This is a genomic window from Nostoc sp. (genome assembly GCF_036917415.1).
Lineage (GTDB): Bacteria > Cyanobacteriota > Cyanobacteriia > Cyanobacteriales > Nostocaceae > Nostoc.
The window spans coordinates 133415-148665 of record NZ_JBALDJ010000093.1; the positions used below are offsets into that span (position 1 = coordinate 133415).

The window sequence follows — 15251 nt, forward strand, 5'->3', positions numbered from 1 at the left end:
ATATGGTTGTAGCAATAATAGTTACTGTATTTCTTACTTTGGTTTCTATATCATCATCGAAAGGTTGAAGAAGTTTCTGCATCCCGCCCAAAAAAGCCGTGCCGTCTCGATTATGCCAACACCTGGTCTTATCCAGACTACAAAGATATCACGTGAACTTTCAGGCGGATTGTACACTAATGCAACTTCTGTCAAACGCTCTATTAGCTCGGACAAACTTCAGCACCACTTCTGCTACTTGTGGGCATTCCGATACTTAGCACTGTTCCCAAAGTGCCCGCTGACCAAGTAAGCATTCAAAGAAATGATAAAACATTATAATGCTCCTCTCCAACGCAAAGAGGAGTTGGAGAGAGGTTAGTTGAACTCACGTCAGTTTTTCAGCTTTGGGAATTTAGAATTTTGCACAGTTTGCACAGTTAGTTGTACTAGTCTTCTCTTTCACCAAAAGCCGTCTGTAAAACCACTGCGATACCACCGTCTTGGTGATATTTGTCTGCCCAGGCACGAATAACTTCATCCAATTCTTCCATAGCCTGCTCCATTTTTTCTGGGAGGATATCAAGTTCTTCCAGCAAGCGCATGGCGTTTCGTTGCCGTTCTGCCCAATTTTTCATCATGCGAAAATACCGAGCGGTATCTTCCACCATTATGTAGGTACGTTCTTGATCGTCTGCTGGAGCATAAAAAGGACGGGTAAGCACGTAGAAAGGCATTCCCCAAGGAGAATCAATACGCGTTACCGTCCCTGAGTAAAGCAGACGGCGCTTGATATGCTCACCCAAAGCTTCACTCAAAGGCATTTGGTGTTCGGGTGGTAAGTCTTCTTGCGATCGCCTGTGTAAAAACTCGATCAAATCCAGAAACTCAAACGAGCTAACTAACTGAGCATCAGGTAAATTACTGGGCAGTTTCTGCTCAATTTGCCTTTTTTCTTCACTTGTCAGACTGGTACCAGGAACGCGCGATCGCCCCGGTTGCCAAGGATATTTTTCTAGCCAGACATAAGGCAATTGAATCAAATAGCGAGGTTCTTGAGAACCCAGCATTTTTAACAGTTTGCCTTCTGTTAGTGCCTGTCTGACTTCTTCTACAATAATTTTTACTCGTTTCGGCTCCAGGTGGTGCAAATGCCCTGTCATTCGCAGGTTTTGTCCCTGCTCTAGATAGGTCATGTAAATTGCACACTTTGCTGCTGTTGCGGCTGCGTCTAAAAATGCCCCATGCCTGTGCCCACTCGTCCGCATCGCACTAAAAGCCAGATAAAGCATGATCTGATCCATCGCACTGGGGTCAAGACGTTTGATCAGATCTATGTCGTTACTCATATTACAGACAATTGAATAGCACGTTTACACAGTTTTTAATCGAGTGAAAATAGGTAGTATACACCTGGCTGAACGCTGTCTTTACTTCAAACTATATTAGTATGCGATAACGATGATATTGGTGGTAGCACAAACTACCGTTTTCGCATTATTTCCTGGTACAAAAGCAGAGTCGGTAGTTGTCACTATAACTGTCTCTGCATTTAACCGGAAAATTAGAGACACCACCAAATCCAGCTTAACGGTGGTTTATAGTCCCAACAGTCAACTATGCTGCAATTAATCTACAAAGCCTTTCAGTTTTCTGGTTTTTTTCATCTTTCAAGAGCAACAACGTCAAGCTGCTTACACCTAATTATGGCACTATGCCGACTCAGAGTAAAAACTAGTTTGCACGGTTCATCTGGGATATCTGTTACTAAAAAAAGATGGTTTTTTCAGCTTTGGCAAATTATTTGTAGTGCACAAGTGACTAGAAATAATTGGGAATAGTCTCAAAACAAATCGCTTACCAGATGTAGCCACATTTAGAGGTTGAGCTATATAGCTCGTTGTGAACTATTATTCCGTTCACAACCTCCAGTGATGTCTCGGCAGTATCAGCCGTTGGCTTGAGAAAAGATAGTAGACATCAAGTAGAGCAAATAATTCCAATTTCAAAATACCTGTTCTTTTTCAAATATTGTTCATTATCATATCACTATTTTTTACTTTTGAAATAAAATTGTGCATTTTAAATTTGATAAATAATGACTATTTAAATATTTTATATTCTGCTTAAATCAAGGTTTGATGATATTTTTATCTCTATTCCTAAATACAAGTTTTATTTATGATTTTATCTTAATGTCTGGACACAAAAAGTCGCGATGATTTCCGACTAAATCGCGTATCTATAAGGCTTTGGCGCTCATGCTAATAACCGAAAGATTAGTTACTAGCCATACATATAATAAAACATCTTGGGTTCCATCCGATGATTATTTAGAGATTTTTTTACAATAAATTTATATTTCTTTCATGAAAGAATTTTAAATTTTCATGATTTAACTAATTTATTGGTTACTTTCAAGTATGTTTTTACCTCGCTATTTTATATATTTGAGAGACTTAAATTACGTAGATGGTTTGTTGCTATAAAAGGATGATAATCCGCAACAAGCTACGATATCAGCTTCTTTTTCTGGGTGTCTAGGCGATCGCAGATTAAGTTGACTGGTATAAAACAACAGAAATAAAGATACCATCTTACGAAGCACAATTAGTAACTGGGTGTGAATAATTAAAGATTTGTGGTGACTTAGCGCCGTCTGGGGTCTTTTCCATAAGCGACAAATAAAACCGAAGCATAAGGGTTTTAGCCCTCACTACAAGGCAATTTGATAAATTTACAGTGTTTAACATAAGTTAGTTTATTCTTACCCACTTATTTAAATTCCCACAGAGAAAGAACAAGCAGTCCGGCTGCTTAATATCAACAAAGGGATTATCTTCTCAATAAATTCCAAAGTAGTCGCATTAAGAACTGCTTATTGATACAGATTTCGTGTAGGTGCAGTCTACCGTAGACATCGCTTTGAGTCTTGGAAACTACCAAACCTAACGAGAAATGCTGATTTTGTCGTTGGTTCTTAACATTGGTTGCGATCGAAAGTAATTAATTTAGATGCGCTTCTAGAAAAAAACGGGGTACTGTAAACATTTCTGCGACTTCTTCATCTCTTAGTGCCAAAATGTGCTGCAATGGTTTTAACTCCTTGTGAATCTTCTCTTTGAGCAAGTACTCGTGCTCAATTGCTGGAGTCAGTACTACTCATATTGCTTACATATACGTGTTTTCCCTACCTGTATCAGGCTAAATCCCTAAAAATATATTACAAGTCGATTTCTTCTGAATACTGCTTGCCGATCTATTAAGTGTTATCTGCACCTATACAGCATTCTGAAATCATTCGTAAAAACTTAAATCCCCAACTTCTCAAAGAAGTCGGGGATCTTGTTTGTCACAGATGATTTAGAGAAGTAACAAGTGGGTGCATTAGCGTCAAAATTGATGCTGAGAGTGATGGAAGGTAAAGTAGCTCCCATCACACTGAAGCTGATTGAACTCGCCATTTAATTCGTGGGATTAGAGGGTTTAACCTGATTTCGCATTGTTTCAAAGCTGAAAGCAGCAGCACCAAAAGTTACAAATAACACTCCCAGAATTTGCACAATATCCAAATTTTCTTGAATGATTAACCCAGCGAAAATCACGGTTAAAACTGGGATGCTACCACCGATGAGCGCCGATCGCGAGGCTCCTAGTTTACTAATACCAACATTATTGAGCAAATAGCCAGCAAGAGTCAGCACACCCAAAATAAACGCGCTTAAAACCAGTTCCAGCATTTTAGAGGGGTCAACTACTACCAAGTTCCAGCTGCTTGGCAAAGGTAGCATCAAACAAATAAAGCTCAACAACAACATCGTAGTGAAGTTAATTAAAGTAAAAGTCACCGGATGTAGTTTGCTAGCACAGACTCGCGTCAGAATTATGTAGGCAGCAAAAGCCACACCCGAAAGAATGGCGGTGCTGCTTCCCATTGAAGTATTACCGATACCGATGCTGGGAGAACCGCCTAAAACCAACAATTCACCGCAGCAAATCACAGCGATCGCAGCGATGCGGAATAGAGTGGGGCGATCGCGAAACAGAAACCACGAAAATAGACCACTAACCATTGGATAGATAAAGAACAGTGCGATCGCCATTCCAGTTGTGACTTGAGCGATCGCAATGTAGATTAGTACCTGAGATAAAAACAAAAAGCACCCACTCACAATTGACAACACCAAAATCTGCTTGGTAGCTGCATTAGCAGGTGTAGAATTTCCTCGGACTGAAGCAGACAAGTTTTCCAAATCTTGCCACAGTCTTGGATGCAATATCGGAGACAAAAGTACCATTAGTGGTACGACTACCATAAACCGTAGCGTCAAAATTAACAGAGTATTGCCCAAAGTCGGCGGTAGCAACTGCTCTACCTCTAATACGCCAAAAATCTGGGAACCTTCGTGGAAAATCACCTTGATAGCTACGTTGTAAAGCGACGATACCACTGCCGATAAGACAATCAACAACAAACCGATTTGGAGTGTTGAGTAGCTAGAAGAATTAGGCGATCGCGATTCTGGGGGTTTTGCTTTTGCTTGTGGTTTTAGGGCAGTGGTTGATGAGGATTCAGCTTTGGTTTGCGATACGTTCTTGCGGCGGACAGCAATTGGTTCATTAGCATTCTTTGGAGAAGGTCGGATCATTCTCGGTTGTAGCAAAGATGCGATCGCAGGCTCTGATTTCGTTTCGTTTTCCGGCGATTCTTGATTTAAGACAGAAATTGGCTCGGTAGCATTGTCTTTTGGTGGGGGAACTACAGCCGCAGTAGGTTCTGATAGCGTTTCCCTTGACGACAAATCCTTGCTGGGAGAAGAAATTATTGGATTCGCGGTGTTTTCTCTAACAATCGGCGGCTCTAATGTCGTTTCTCTTGGCGACAAATCCTTGTTGGGAGAAGAAATTATTGGATTCGCGGTGTTTTCTCTAACAATCGGCGGCTCTAATGTTGCTTCTCTTGGCGACAAATCCTTGCTGGGAGAAGAAATTGGATTCGCGGTGTTTTCTCTAACAATCGGCGGCTCTAATGTTGCTTCTCTTGGCGACAAATCCTTGCTGAGAGAAGAAATTGGATTCGCGGTGTTTTCTCTAACAATCGGCGGCTCTAATGTCGTTTCCCTTGGTGAAAATTTATTGGAGATCGGGGAAATTGGCTCAAGGGAATTTCTTACTACTTCCTCAAACTCTGGTAGCGATGTTTCAACAGAACTGTTTTTTTCTAGCTCCGTAAACTGCAAAACAGTAGGTCTACCTGCTGTTGCTGATTTGTGTGAAGTTTCTTCTATAGTTTTATCTAGTTCTCCATGCAGGCGATTAACAAACTCCGCCAAAATCGTTTCCCCTTGCTGCTGCTGGCTATACATCCGTGACAACTGTTGGGAAAGATTACTTTGATAGTTCTTCAGCTCCTGTTGTAGGGAATTAAAGGTAACGGTAACGGTGTCATCCAGACTGTCAAACATGTGTTCGACTTTTTCATTGATTTCACCGACTACATTGCTGCTCACTTCAGCAGACTTCAATGCAGCTTGTTCGTAAGATTTGCCCTCTATGCTTTGATTAGCTAAAGTTGCCAGAGAGGATTGCAGTTGTGAAGATATATGCTTTGCCAGAACTTCTGCCAGTTGCCGAATTAACACTTGCTGCTCGGTGATTTGGCGCACTTGTTGTAAATGCTCTTTTTCCTCTACCAAGCTTTGAATCTCATCAGATAACCGATTTTTTTCTGACTGAAGCCGCTTTACGTCTTCCTGCAAAGCTCTGAGGACATTCTGCTGAAGATTTTCTAAGTCTTCAACTACAGCCCAAAGAGCATTTTCTGCTGCTCTAGATAGCTCCCCTCTGACTCTTGGGTTTTCTGGTTGCTTCTCGAATCGCCCCATTAGCTTCTAACCTCTAACACTTTGACGATAAAGCTGCTTCCGGTACACTTTATTGACGGTCATCCTAATTTCCTGTATTTTGCCAGATAAATTAAAAATTTTAACAGCACTTCCGCATTTCAACGTAATTCTGTCATAGTAGACACAAGTTAGCAAAGCATTTAAGTTTGCCACACAGCTTACTACACCGTGTTCTCTTTACCATTGATAAGTATTTAACCATTAGATTTGGAATTTTGGTGAGGTAGCACCCGTCTTAGCGATTCCCATCGTTAGCTACGCCAGAGCGACTGGGGGATTGCCCAACCCGAAAGGATTTTGGATTTATCGCCACGCCTAGAAGTCCCTTAAATAGATACTTTTTTATTTTTGGTCAGTTTAATTTTCATAAATTATTTGCCAATGAAATTTTTACTTTTAAAGAAATCTCACTCCAAATAAATATTTATTGTTTTGCTGCCAATAATAATTGTCAAAGATTCACTGATGCGTGTGCGTAGGCGACTCGTCGCTAGATATCCCCACCAAATTGTCTGACTTGCGAAACTAACTGTAAATTTGTGTGGAATGTAACTGGTATGACAGTTTATATCTCTAAATGGAGATTAAAGTATCTTTCTGTGGAAATTAAAAGTTACGCTATCCCCTGCACAACATTCTAATGAATGAGCAGCAATTCTGCAAAAGCACGTTTTTTTTGGCGTTGTTGCAGTCTGGGTTTTGCTTTGAGTAAATTCCTGTAAAAGAAAAGTTTGGAAAATATTAATAATTCTTAGAAGAATAAAATCTGGGCGATGCTGAAAATAGCAGCGCTAAGGGCAGCACTCATGGGGATTGTAATTAGCCATGCGGCGGCAATGCCTTTTAGTGTTTGAAACTTAATCGACTTGAGATTTTGCACTAGTCCAATACCAACTACACCACCGACGAGAGCGTGGGAGGTGGAGACTGGTAAACCTAGCCGGGAAGCGATGAGGATGGTGGTAGCAGTTGCCAGTTCGGCACAAAATCCACTACTGGGTTGCAAGGCAATAATGTTTTCGCCAATGGTAGCAATGACTTTTTTTCCCCAGACAGCTAGACCACCAACAATACCAGCACCACCAAGGATTAAAATCCAAAGGGGGATAGTTATACCATCGGTAGGTACGCTACCAGTGCGATTGATGTACACGATCGCAGCTAAAGGAGCGATCGCATTTCCCACATCATTAGAACCATGAGCAAAGGCGACAAAGCAAGCACTTAGCAGTTGGAATCGTCCGAATAATCTTTCTACAGGATTTGGGAGTATTTCTCCCTTGTCTCCCTTATCTCCCCTCTCTCCCAATTGTTGCCAACTAATTATTGTGAGTCCAACTGCTGCTACTGCACCAGTTAATAGTGGGATGTCATGAGAAGGGATCGTAAAACCAACTTGCTCAATTACAAAATTGGTTAGCGGTTCTGTTAGTGATGGTAAGACAATCACGCCGAATACACCTAGCAGCAGAGTACTCAACCAGGGAATCCATTCTTGTAACTGGACTACTTGATTAGGTTGATCTAAAATCCAGTGCTTGATTTGACTGTAAAATAAAGCAGCGATCGCACCACTAATTAACGGCGTTAAAACCCAGCCAATGGTGATCGAGCCAATTGATGACCAATCAATTGCATTTACTCCCAAAGCTACCCAACTAAATCCAGCGATCGCACCAACAACCGCATGAGAAGAAGATACAGGTAAACCGCGTGATGTGGCAATTTGCAACCACACACCACACGATATTAGTACTGTTACCATTCCAACAACGAATATTTGGGGTGTAGCTGCGAATAAGGCGGGATTAGCAATTTTCGTTGCTAGAGTTTCCGTTACCTCATGTCCAAACAACACAGCACCCGTAAACTCTAATACCCCAGCAATTATTAGTGCCTGTTTAAGGGTGACAGCTTTGGAACCTACAGAGGTTCCCATCGCGTTAGCGACATCGTTTGCTCCGAGATTCCAGGCGACGTAGAAAGCTAGTAGAGCTACAAAAAGTAGAGTAATAAGCATTTTGTTGGGGACAAGGGGAGTTAACAATTCAAAATTCAAAATTCAAAATTCAAAAATGAAACTTGAGCTTTTAAGGGTGAACCTTGAACCTTTGAGCTTCGTCGTTGAACTTCTGAGCTTCGTCGTTGAACCTCTGAGCTTTAAACTTCTAGTTTAAACACTCTCTCATCCCTCCCAGCTTCGTAATCTCCCTTTTACGGATAAATCAGTATTTTATAAGTATCCGGTGTGGGTGCGATCGCAACTTCCACAGCTGCTGATAAATCTTTTAATGGATAGCGATCGCTAATCAATGCTTGTACGTCAATCCACTGATTAAATACAATATCAGCTGATAGACTCTGAAGCCGATAAGATGAGCTATAACTGCCGATCAAGTCAATTTCCCGACGGTAGAGGATATTCGGGTTGATGGGAATTTCCACCTCATCAGGGAATTCAGCGAAAAACAAGATTTTGCCACCTTTGCGGGTACTATCAAGTGCTTGAAAGAAGGCTTTCTCGCTAGGAACAGCTAACAGGGTGACATCAACACCTAGTCCACCAGTTAAGGCAGAGATTTTGGCTGGTAAATCGGGATCGCGAGCATCAAAAGCCGCCTCTGCACCGACACTTAAGGCTTTATCAATTCTAGAGGGTAGTAAATCAGTAGCGATCGCTTTTGCTCCGAAATACTTCACCAACATGATAAACATTAACCCAATTGGCCCAGCACCTGTAACTAACACAGTTTGTCCTGGAGCAATTTGGGCTTTTTTCACTGCCTTCAAGCAGCAGTTAGTTGGTTCGACAAAACTGGCTTCTTCAAAACTGATATTATCAGGGATGGGAATTAGCCCACCGTTTTGGACAATATGTCCGGGAACCTTGACATAATCGGCAAAACCGCCGCCACTGGCGTTAAAACCTGCGGTAGTGGAGATGTTCTTGTAAACATCGCACATGGAAAAATTATCATTTAGACAGTAGGCGCAACGCATACAAGGGATGTGGTGCATCACTGCTACCCGTTGTCCAACTTGCCAACCTTTGACATTATTGCCTAGTGCTGCGATCGTGCCGGCAGTTTCATGTCCAAAAATGCGCGGCGGTTCATACAGTGGATAACGAATTTTTTTAATATCTGACTGACACAACCCCACAACCTGCACCTGTACCAGCACTTCATCTGGTTCTAGGGTAGGAACTGGGATATCTTCGTAAGACAGTTGATTAACGCCTCTAAATACCTGTGCTTTCACGTTGGTTTTTCCCCGCTCAACGATACTAGATGTAACATTAGCAGTCAACGTTAAGCTATCAAATTTGAGATTTCTGTGTTTTAGCTTGTTCTAGTTCTTGTTCTAAGCTTTGTTCAAAGATTTGGAATGCTTTAATATCCTCTGATGAGAGCTTTCCTTGAATTGTCCCATTCTTAACTTCTATCAGATACCTTGGAAGCCTTTGGTCTGACGCCAGTCGCCTGTGACGGGAAACCGTCTTCTCCTGCAAACACGCTGCGCCAACAGCGCTGTCTCGACTTTGTGCTGCGTCTGTGCGGATTTTTTATTCGGTAAATCAGAAACAGTGGCACTCGCATAACTGGTCTTTTTCTACCAAATCTTCTTAAAATTAGCCTTTGCGAGTGTGGAGCAGTAGCTCTCCTTCCCAAGAAGGGGACGCCGATAGGCGAGAGAAAATTTGTGTAACTTCACAGAGAAACGGTATTGAAGCACTAACAATAATTATTTGCAATAATTTTCCTAATACTGTAAGCTTTTCTAAAATATATTGAATATTTTTATCAATAAGTTTTTACAAGAGGTTTGACACACTGGTAAGTCTGACTGGAAAAATCAGCTGGAATCAGATATAGCAACTTGTGATTATTAGTTACAAAAATTCTTAATTAGCAAATTGAGACTTTATTCTATTTACAGGAAAATCAGGATGTCTAAACTGCCGGATGTTCTTTGGTTAAATACAAGCCCTAGTTTGCAATACTTTGCTCAACCACTACTTCGTTACCTGTCCGATCTAGTGACAATCCAAGAGTGGAAATATCGCCAAAGCCAAGATGAAGTAAGTTCACTAGATGCTGCTGTTGTTCTGCTTCATGACTACCTCAAATCTTGCAATCGACCTGTTCACCTGATTGGTCATAGTACAGGAGGATTACTAGGGTTACTCTATAGCCGTCGCTATCCAGAAACAGTCAAGTCTTTGACGCTATTAGCCGTGGGTGTTGATGCGGCGGTTGATTGGCAAGCTCATTACTATATGCACCGTCAGTTTTTAAATCGCCAAAAGCTTTTGACTGATATGGTTTATAACTTGTTTGGTTATCAGGATAAACGCACTCTCAAGAGTTTGACACATCTGCTGGAGCAAGACTTAGATTGTTCGCTCTCTCCTCATTCTCTATTTGAGAGGGTGAGTATAAAGGCAAACAAAGTTCCAGTACCTTTGATGGTTTGTAGTAGCTTAAATGACATTGTTGTGGAACCAGAGGCACTGCAAGGATGGCGATCGCATTTGAAGGAAGGCGATCGCCTCTGGTCTTGTTTAGAAGGAGGGCATTTCTTTCACTTTTCCCAGTATCAGCTTGTAGGAGAACAGCTACTCGACTTCTGGAAGTTTATCCGGGTATCAGATTCGCTGTATTCCTGTTTGCGACTTTAGGCATAAAAGTAATGAGAATATATCTCAAGAATGATTTGTTGAGCAAAATAAATGTGAGAGGTTAATAGTATCCTAAATTATTTGAGGCAAGTCTAGAAATGGTTGTGGCTTTAGATGATACCAAGCGTAGCGCGATCGCTACAGAGCTAGCAGATTTGAAAGCTATACAAGAGTTGCTAATTGCTAATGAACGAAAAGTACTACCTGCTGTAAGCAACGATCGAGAAATTAGCCAACGCCTAAACGACTTTCTCAAAGATGACCAAGAAAACCTCACAGCGATCGAGGGAGTTATTTCAAAATTTGGTGGTGGTTCAGCCCAGCCAAGAGACACCATAAAGCAGTACGTTGAGCAAGTAAACCGGATAATAGATGGGGATGAGCTGACACTATACCAAAAAGTTTCTATTCACGAAAGAATTAAGCACCAAGCCGTAATGACTGGTTTAATTATCCATAAAGCTTCTCAGGTGGTAGGTGATGACGTGAAAGAAGCTATTGGACCGCTCAATCAAGTGAACTTTGAAAATCGCGCTCATCAAGAACAGTTGAAAGGTGTGTTAGAAGTTTTGGGTACAAGAGAACTTACAGGTCAAGACCCAGATCAAGGAGTTTGGGCGCGGACTCAAGATGCTGTTGCAGCTTTGAGGGGTGTGTTTGAGGGTTTGACAAAGTAAATCTAACTCAACACTGCCTTGACTTCTAGTTAGGTAAGTACTAATTGAGAAATAATCCTAATAATTTTTGATTTCAGGAATCCGATGGCGATCGCACTCAGTTTGAGATAAAAACTGGAATGCGATCGCTTTTTTTAGGAGAATATGTCGGAACTCCTGTGAGGTTAAAGGATGGTTAATCAAACATACACGGCTGATGTCTTAGTTGTTGGTGGTGGAACCGGAGGGACTGTGGCTGCTATCCAAGCGGCGCGACGGGGAGCCAAAACCATTCTGGTGAGTGAATTTCCTTGGTTAGGGGGAATGCTAACTTCGGCTGGAGTGTCTGTACCCGATGGCAACGAATTAGAAGCCTTTCAAACGGGGTTATGGGGGGCGTTTTTGCAGGAATTGCGACAACGACAGCCTGGAGGATTAGATAATAGCTGGGTAAGCTTTTTTAGTTACGATCCCCGAATTGGGGCAGAGATTTTCGCAGATTGGGTGCAGGAATTGCCCAATCTACACTGGATTTCTGGACAAGTACCAATAGACGTTTACCGACAAGGTGATTTGATTACTGGTGTCTGTTTTGCAGATTTTGCTGTCACAGCCAAAATTATTCTCGACGGTACAGAGTTAGGAGATTTATTACCTTTAGCTGATATACCTTACCGCTGGGGCTGGGAATTGCAATCGGAGTGGGAAGAACCCAGCGCCCCAGTGACTTTTAACTCTTTAACCCAGAAATATCCCGTGCAAGCGCCCACTTATGTAGTGATTATGCAAGACTTTGGTGAATCAATTGCACCAGAGATTCCGGCTGCCCCTAACTATAATCCATCCCAGTTTACAGGTGCTTGGGATGGCTATGGAGCAGAAACATTTTTAAATTATGGACGTTTGCCTGATGGCCTGTTTATGATGAATTGGCCAATCTGTGGCAATGACTACGGCGAAGGGGTAGGGCGGTTGATAGAGTCAGATGTATCCAGAGGTAAATTCATCCAAGAATCTCGCTGGCACAGCCAAAATTTTGCTCATTTTATCCAAAAACAGCTTAGTCGTCGTTATGGTTTAGCAAAAAAAGTATTTCCTCACGCCTCTACAGCTTTTGCACTGCATCCCTATTACCGGGAAAGCCGCCGTTTGGTGGGGCTAACTACTGTCCGAGAACAGGATATTTTACCAATCGCCAAAGGTAGAGTTGCATCTATATTTAATGATGCAATCGCAGTTGGTAACTACGCCAATGACCATCATTATCCTGGCGTTCAATTCCCACTGCAACCCAAATCTATCCGTTGGGGAGGACGTTGGACGGGGACTCCCTTTACAATTCCCTACAGTTCCCTCATTCCAGCCAAAACAGATGGTTTCTTGGTCTGTGAAAAAAATATTTCTGTCTCCCACATTGCTAATGGCGCCACCAGATTACAACCTGTGGTTATGGGAATTGGTCAAGCAGCAGGGATGGCAGCGGCGATATGTGTTGAGTTAAACTGCCAGCCGAGAGATTTACCTGTTAGGACGCTACAAACGGCTTTATTAGAAGATAATCGCTCAAAAGCGCTAATTATTCCTTTCTTTAATCTTCCTCCCAATCTTTCGGATTGGCGCCACTGGCAATTGTATTACTTAGATAACCCACAAGCCTATCCAGTTAGTGGCGATTGCCCTGACTCTGCTTTTGACAAGGCATTAATTCAGGAAAGTAACTGTTTTAAAGGCATCTTTTACCGCTTGGAAGACCAGGAATATAGATTCACTGTCACAGCCCCAGCCGCATATCAAGGGCAAAATTGGCAGCTTGTGACTTTGCGATCGCATATCGACGAGCAATTACGCGCTTATCCCCACGAACAATTAGTTACATTGTGGGGTCGTCACAATCATTCTGGTAATTGGTTATTAGTCGAACATTTAAACAGAGGATAAGAAGAGTTTATTTTCAGTAAAACAGAATACTTTTTGATTAATTGTCCGGATATTCATTAAAAAGCTAAGTATCAGTGAAGAGGAGAGTTCCAAAATAGACATCTGCTATGCGTGCTGCCATTTCACTTTTAGTCTCGAGTCTGGTGTTCGGCCCCTTAGCTTTTAATTGCCAAGCAATGGTCAATCACTTATCAACAGGGCTGCCTTCCACGCCTACTTCGGAACAGTGGCTCTCGGCGGCGTCTGAACAAGCTTCAGATGATGCGCCACGTCATCGCGGTAGTGGGCGCAGGGAAGTGACACAAAAAGCCCAAAATATCTATGCTGTGGTTTAATAACTGTAGGGTAATGCCTCTTTTCCCAAAGGAACAGAATTACCAGAAAACAGGATGTTGTGCTAACATCTTTTACACAGTTTTTCTGGCAGAGATATATACAGCTGACACACGAAAGTCTTCAGCGATCGCTTAGTATTTCAACTGCAAGCTTTATATATATAGTTGCCCTCAATCCTGCCGATCAAAATTCCTCAATAGATTTTCTTCTCATGCATTCAGTAAGTGGTCATCTACATAAGCAAGTAACCGATCTTAACTCCGACATCTGTTTAACGTCCTTTGCCGAAGCATAAAATCTCTTTCGTTTCATCTCTTGCTTATCTAGCGTATGGATTAACACAAGTACTATAGATTTATTGCACTTGCTAACAAATCTACTATTCTTGACCTACTTTTGCCCTCTGGTTCGTTCTTTTCGCAGATGGCTCCCGACGATCTAAATATTAAGAAGGATCTGCCAGATCATCTTAGTCGTTTTAATTATTCTACACCCAAGGCCAGATGCAAAATTTTGCATTTGGTCTTTTTAGATGGATTTTAGTTAAATAGGACTTACGCACAGGTAACGGAAAACGAACCACAGAGGACGCAGAGGTCACGGAGAAATGAGAGTTTGAAAGGGTTTTTGCGTAAGTCCTATTAAAGAAAGGAAGTGGGGAATGGGGAACAGGGGAGCAGGGGAGAAGTTCAATAAGTTTTTCCCCTCTGCCCCTGTGCCCCTGTGCACTTCTGTCTCTTATGCCCAATACTTCGACTTCGCTCAGTACAAGTGCCCCATGCCTTTTTACACCGTGGTTTTCTTGCGGTTATTTTCTGTTCCCTGGATGCCGTTGAGGAACATTGGCACAAACTTCTCAATAAACGTCTGTGGATCGCGCTGCCAAGCCCTCTGTGCAGCTTGAATTCTAGTAAATTGCAATTCAGGTGCTAGCAAAGTCTGGGGTAAACGTTCCATCAAGTATTGGGGACGTTGCCAAAGCGGCATGGTATTTGCCACTTCCACTAAGTTGGCAACTCGCCGTAGTTCTGCACCCAAGGTGATATCCATTCCCGATTCAAATGCAGCTTGTTCAATTGCAGTATATTTTCGCTTGGCTTGCTGGACTTTTTGCTGATTTTCTGGACTTTTACGCGCAAGTTCTCCTAGCCAACGATTACCCCACCGGACGTGTCCTACTTCTTCTGGGAGAATTTTTTCAATCGTTTCTCGAATTTTAATGTTTTCTTCTGTCTGCGGTGCTTGTTTGAGAGCGTGAATGTGAGCAGAGAAATACTCACAGCCCCGTTTTTCGGTGACGTTAATTGCCGCAAGGGAAGAAATTACAAAATCTTCGAGGTCTTGAACTGGATCTTGTTGTTCGCGATCGAGTAGGCGTTCAAATTCATTGATATATGAGGAACCGGTTGGCGTACCAATATCTGCTCCCACTTCTGCCAACAAGTCAGTTAGCCACATGGCATGACGAGCTTCATCCGAAATGTGATGAGACAAATCTCGCACTAGTTGCTGTGGCTGTCCATTCAGTTGTTCAATTAGCTCTGTGAGGTCTTTGCAACTGCGTTGTTCGCTGTAACGGTAGCGGTTGAGGGTAATCAGATGGATTTCGCGATCGCATACCACCCGTTTCAATATATCTCTAGCACCCAAAACATTCTGAAATTTACGTGGGTAGGCAACTGTCATAAGTTATGTAAATTTTTGTAAATCTTTATTTCATGATAACTTAATTTTTTGCAACTGCTGTATATATTC

The 15251-nt window shown here is 42.1% G+C and carries 13 protein-coding genes; 5 read left to right on the forward strand and 8 right to left on the reverse strand.

Annotated features, from left to right (window positions below; translation table 11 throughout):
- Nucleotides 1-428: 428 nt before the first annotated feature.
- The 6 genes from hetR to V7K41_RS20580 all read right to left on the reverse strand — a co-directional run bounded on the left by hetR (nucleotide 429) and on the right by V7K41_RS20580 (nucleotide 9146).
- Nucleotides 429-1328 (reverse strand): heterocyst differentiation master regulator HetR, encoded by a 900-nt coding sequence (gene hetR / locus V7K41_RS20555; RefSeq protein ID WP_334851110.1) that lies wholly within the window; start codon nucleotides 1326-1328, stop codon nucleotides 429-431.
- A gap of 96 nt (nucleotides 1329-1424) precedes the next feature.
- Nucleotides 1425-1553, reverse strand: coding sequence for a hypothetical protein (locus tag V7K41_RS20560; protein ID WP_334851112.1), 129 nt, complete (start codon nucleotides 1551-1553; stop codon nucleotides 1425-1427).
- A gap of 1737 nt (nucleotides 1554-3290) precedes the next feature.
- Nucleotides 3291-3443: a hypothetical protein gene (locus tag V7K41_RS20565; RefSeq protein WP_334851114.1), complete on the reverse strand. Its 153-nt coding sequence runs from the start codon at nucleotides 3441-3443 to the stop codon at nucleotides 3291-3293.
- Entirely contained in the window at nucleotides 3444-5864 is a 2421-nt protein-coding gene (locus tag V7K41_RS20570) for an EamA family transporter (protein ID WP_334851116.1), read from the reverse strand.
- Between the two features lie 772 nt (nucleotides 5865-6636).
- Nucleotides 6637-7905, reverse strand: a complete 1269-nt coding sequence (locus V7K41_RS20575) for an inorganic phosphate transporter (protein WP_334851118.1) — start codon at nucleotides 7903-7905, stop codon at nucleotides 6637-6639.
- A 194-nt stretch (nucleotides 7906-8099) separates the two neighbouring features.
- The gene (locus V7K41_RS20580; RefSeq protein WP_334851199.1) at nucleotides 8100-9146 is read right to left on the reverse strand and encodes a zinc-dependent dehydrogenase; all 1047 of its coding nucleotides are present in this window, start codon (nucleotides 9144-9146) and stop codon (nucleotides 8100-8102) included.
- Nucleotides 9147-9834: 688 nt separating this feature from the next.
- Here V7K41_RS20580 and V7K41_RS20585 point away from each other — a divergent pair.
- Together V7K41_RS20585 and V7K41_RS20590 are read left to right on the forward strand one after the other, a co-directional pair.
- Nucleotides 9835-10566 (forward strand): alpha/beta fold hydrolase, encoded by a 732-nt coding sequence (locus V7K41_RS20585; RefSeq protein WP_334851120.1) that lies wholly within the window; start codon nucleotides 9835-9837, stop codon nucleotides 10564-10566.
- A 98-nt stretch (nucleotides 10567-10664) separates the two neighbouring features.
- On the forward strand, nucleotides 10665-11243 hold the full coding sequence (locus V7K41_RS20590) for a hemerythrin HHE cation-binding protein (protein WP_334851122.1): 579 nt from the start codon (nucleotides 10665-10667) through the stop codon (nucleotides 11241-11243).
- 57 nt (nucleotides 11244-11300) lie between these two features.
- Here V7K41_RS20590 and V7K41_RS20595 read toward each other — a convergent pair whose 3' ends face one another.
- Nucleotides 11301-11426 carry a hypothetical protein gene (locus V7K41_RS20595; protein ID WP_334851124.1) on the reverse strand — a complete coding sequence of 42 codons (126 nt, stop codon included), beginning with the start codon at nucleotides 11424-11426 and terminating at the stop codon, nucleotides 11301-11303.
- Between V7K41_RS20595 and V7K41_RS20600 the strand changes: the two genes are divergently transcribed.
- The 3 genes from V7K41_RS20600 (at nucleotide 11415) to V7K41_RS20610 (ending at nucleotide 13791) form a co-directional block, all read left to right on the forward strand.
- Nucleotides 11415-13160: an FAD-dependent oxidoreductase gene (locus V7K41_RS20600; RefSeq protein WP_334851126.1), complete on the forward strand. Its 1746-nt coding sequence runs from the start codon at nucleotides 11415-11417 to the stop codon at nucleotides 13158-13160. The genes V7K41_RS20595 and V7K41_RS20600 overlap by 12 nt on opposite strands.
- Before the next feature lie 107 nt (nucleotides 13161-13267).
- Nucleotides 13268-13495: a heterocyst-inhibiting protein PatX gene (patX, locus tag V7K41_RS20605; RefSeq protein WP_334851128.1), complete on the forward strand. Its 228-nt coding sequence runs from the start codon at nucleotides 13268-13270 to the stop codon at nucleotides 13493-13495.
- A gap of 59 nt (nucleotides 13496-13554) precedes the next feature.
- Nucleotides 13555-13791 (forward strand): hypothetical protein, encoded by a 237-nt coding sequence (locus V7K41_RS20610; protein ID WP_334851130.1) that lies wholly within the window; start codon nucleotides 13555-13557, stop codon nucleotides 13789-13791.
- A 491-nt stretch (nucleotides 13792-14282) separates the two neighbouring features.
- Here V7K41_RS20610 and V7K41_RS20615 read toward each other — a convergent pair whose 3' ends face one another.
- Nucleotides 14283-15182, reverse strand: a complete 900-nt coding sequence (locus tag V7K41_RS20615) for a ferritin-like domain-containing protein (RefSeq protein ID WP_334851132.1) — start codon at nucleotides 15180-15182, stop codon at nucleotides 14283-14285.
- Between the last annotated feature and the right edge of the window lie 69 nt (nucleotides 15183-15251).

What these genes read in the sequence shown, in the direction of transcription:
- hetR (WP_334851110.1), bottom strand. Translation starts at nt 1,328, where the DNA reads ATGAGTAACGACATAGATCTGATCAAACGTCTTGACCCCAGTGCGATG.
- V7K41_RS20565 (WP_334851114.1), bottom strand. Translation starts at nt 3,443, where the DNA reads ATGGCGAGTTCAATCAGCTTCAGTGTGATGGGAGCTACTTTACCTTCC.
- V7K41_RS20570 (WP_334851116.1), bottom strand. Translation starts at nt 5,864, where the DNA reads ATGGGGCGATTCGAGAAGCAACCAGAAAACCCAAGAGTCAGAGGGGAG.
- V7K41_RS20575 (WP_334851118.1), bottom strand. Translation starts at nt 7,905, where the DNA reads ATGCTTATTACTCTACTTTTTGTAGCTCTACTAGCTTTCTACGTCGCC.
- V7K41_RS20585 (WP_334851120.1), top strand. Translation starts at nt 9,835, where the DNA reads ATGTCTAAACTGCCGGATGTTCTTTGGTTAAATACAAGCCCTAGTTTG.
- V7K41_RS20590 (WP_334851122.1), top strand. Translation starts at nt 10,665, where the DNA reads ATGGTTGTGGCTTTAGATGATACCAAGCGTAGCGCGATCGCTACAGAG.
- V7K41_RS20600 (WP_334851126.1), top strand. Translation starts at nt 11,415, where the DNA reads ATGGTTAATCAAACATACACGGCTGATGTCTTAGTTGTTGGTGGTGGA.
- patX (WP_334851128.1), top strand. Translation starts at nt 13,268, where the DNA reads ATGCGTGCTGCCATTTCACTTTTAGTCTCGAGTCTGGTGTTCGGCCCC.
- V7K41_RS20615 (WP_334851132.1), bottom strand. Translation starts at nt 15,182, where the DNA reads ATGACAGTTGCCTACCCACGTAAATTTCAGAATGTTTTGGGTGCTAGA.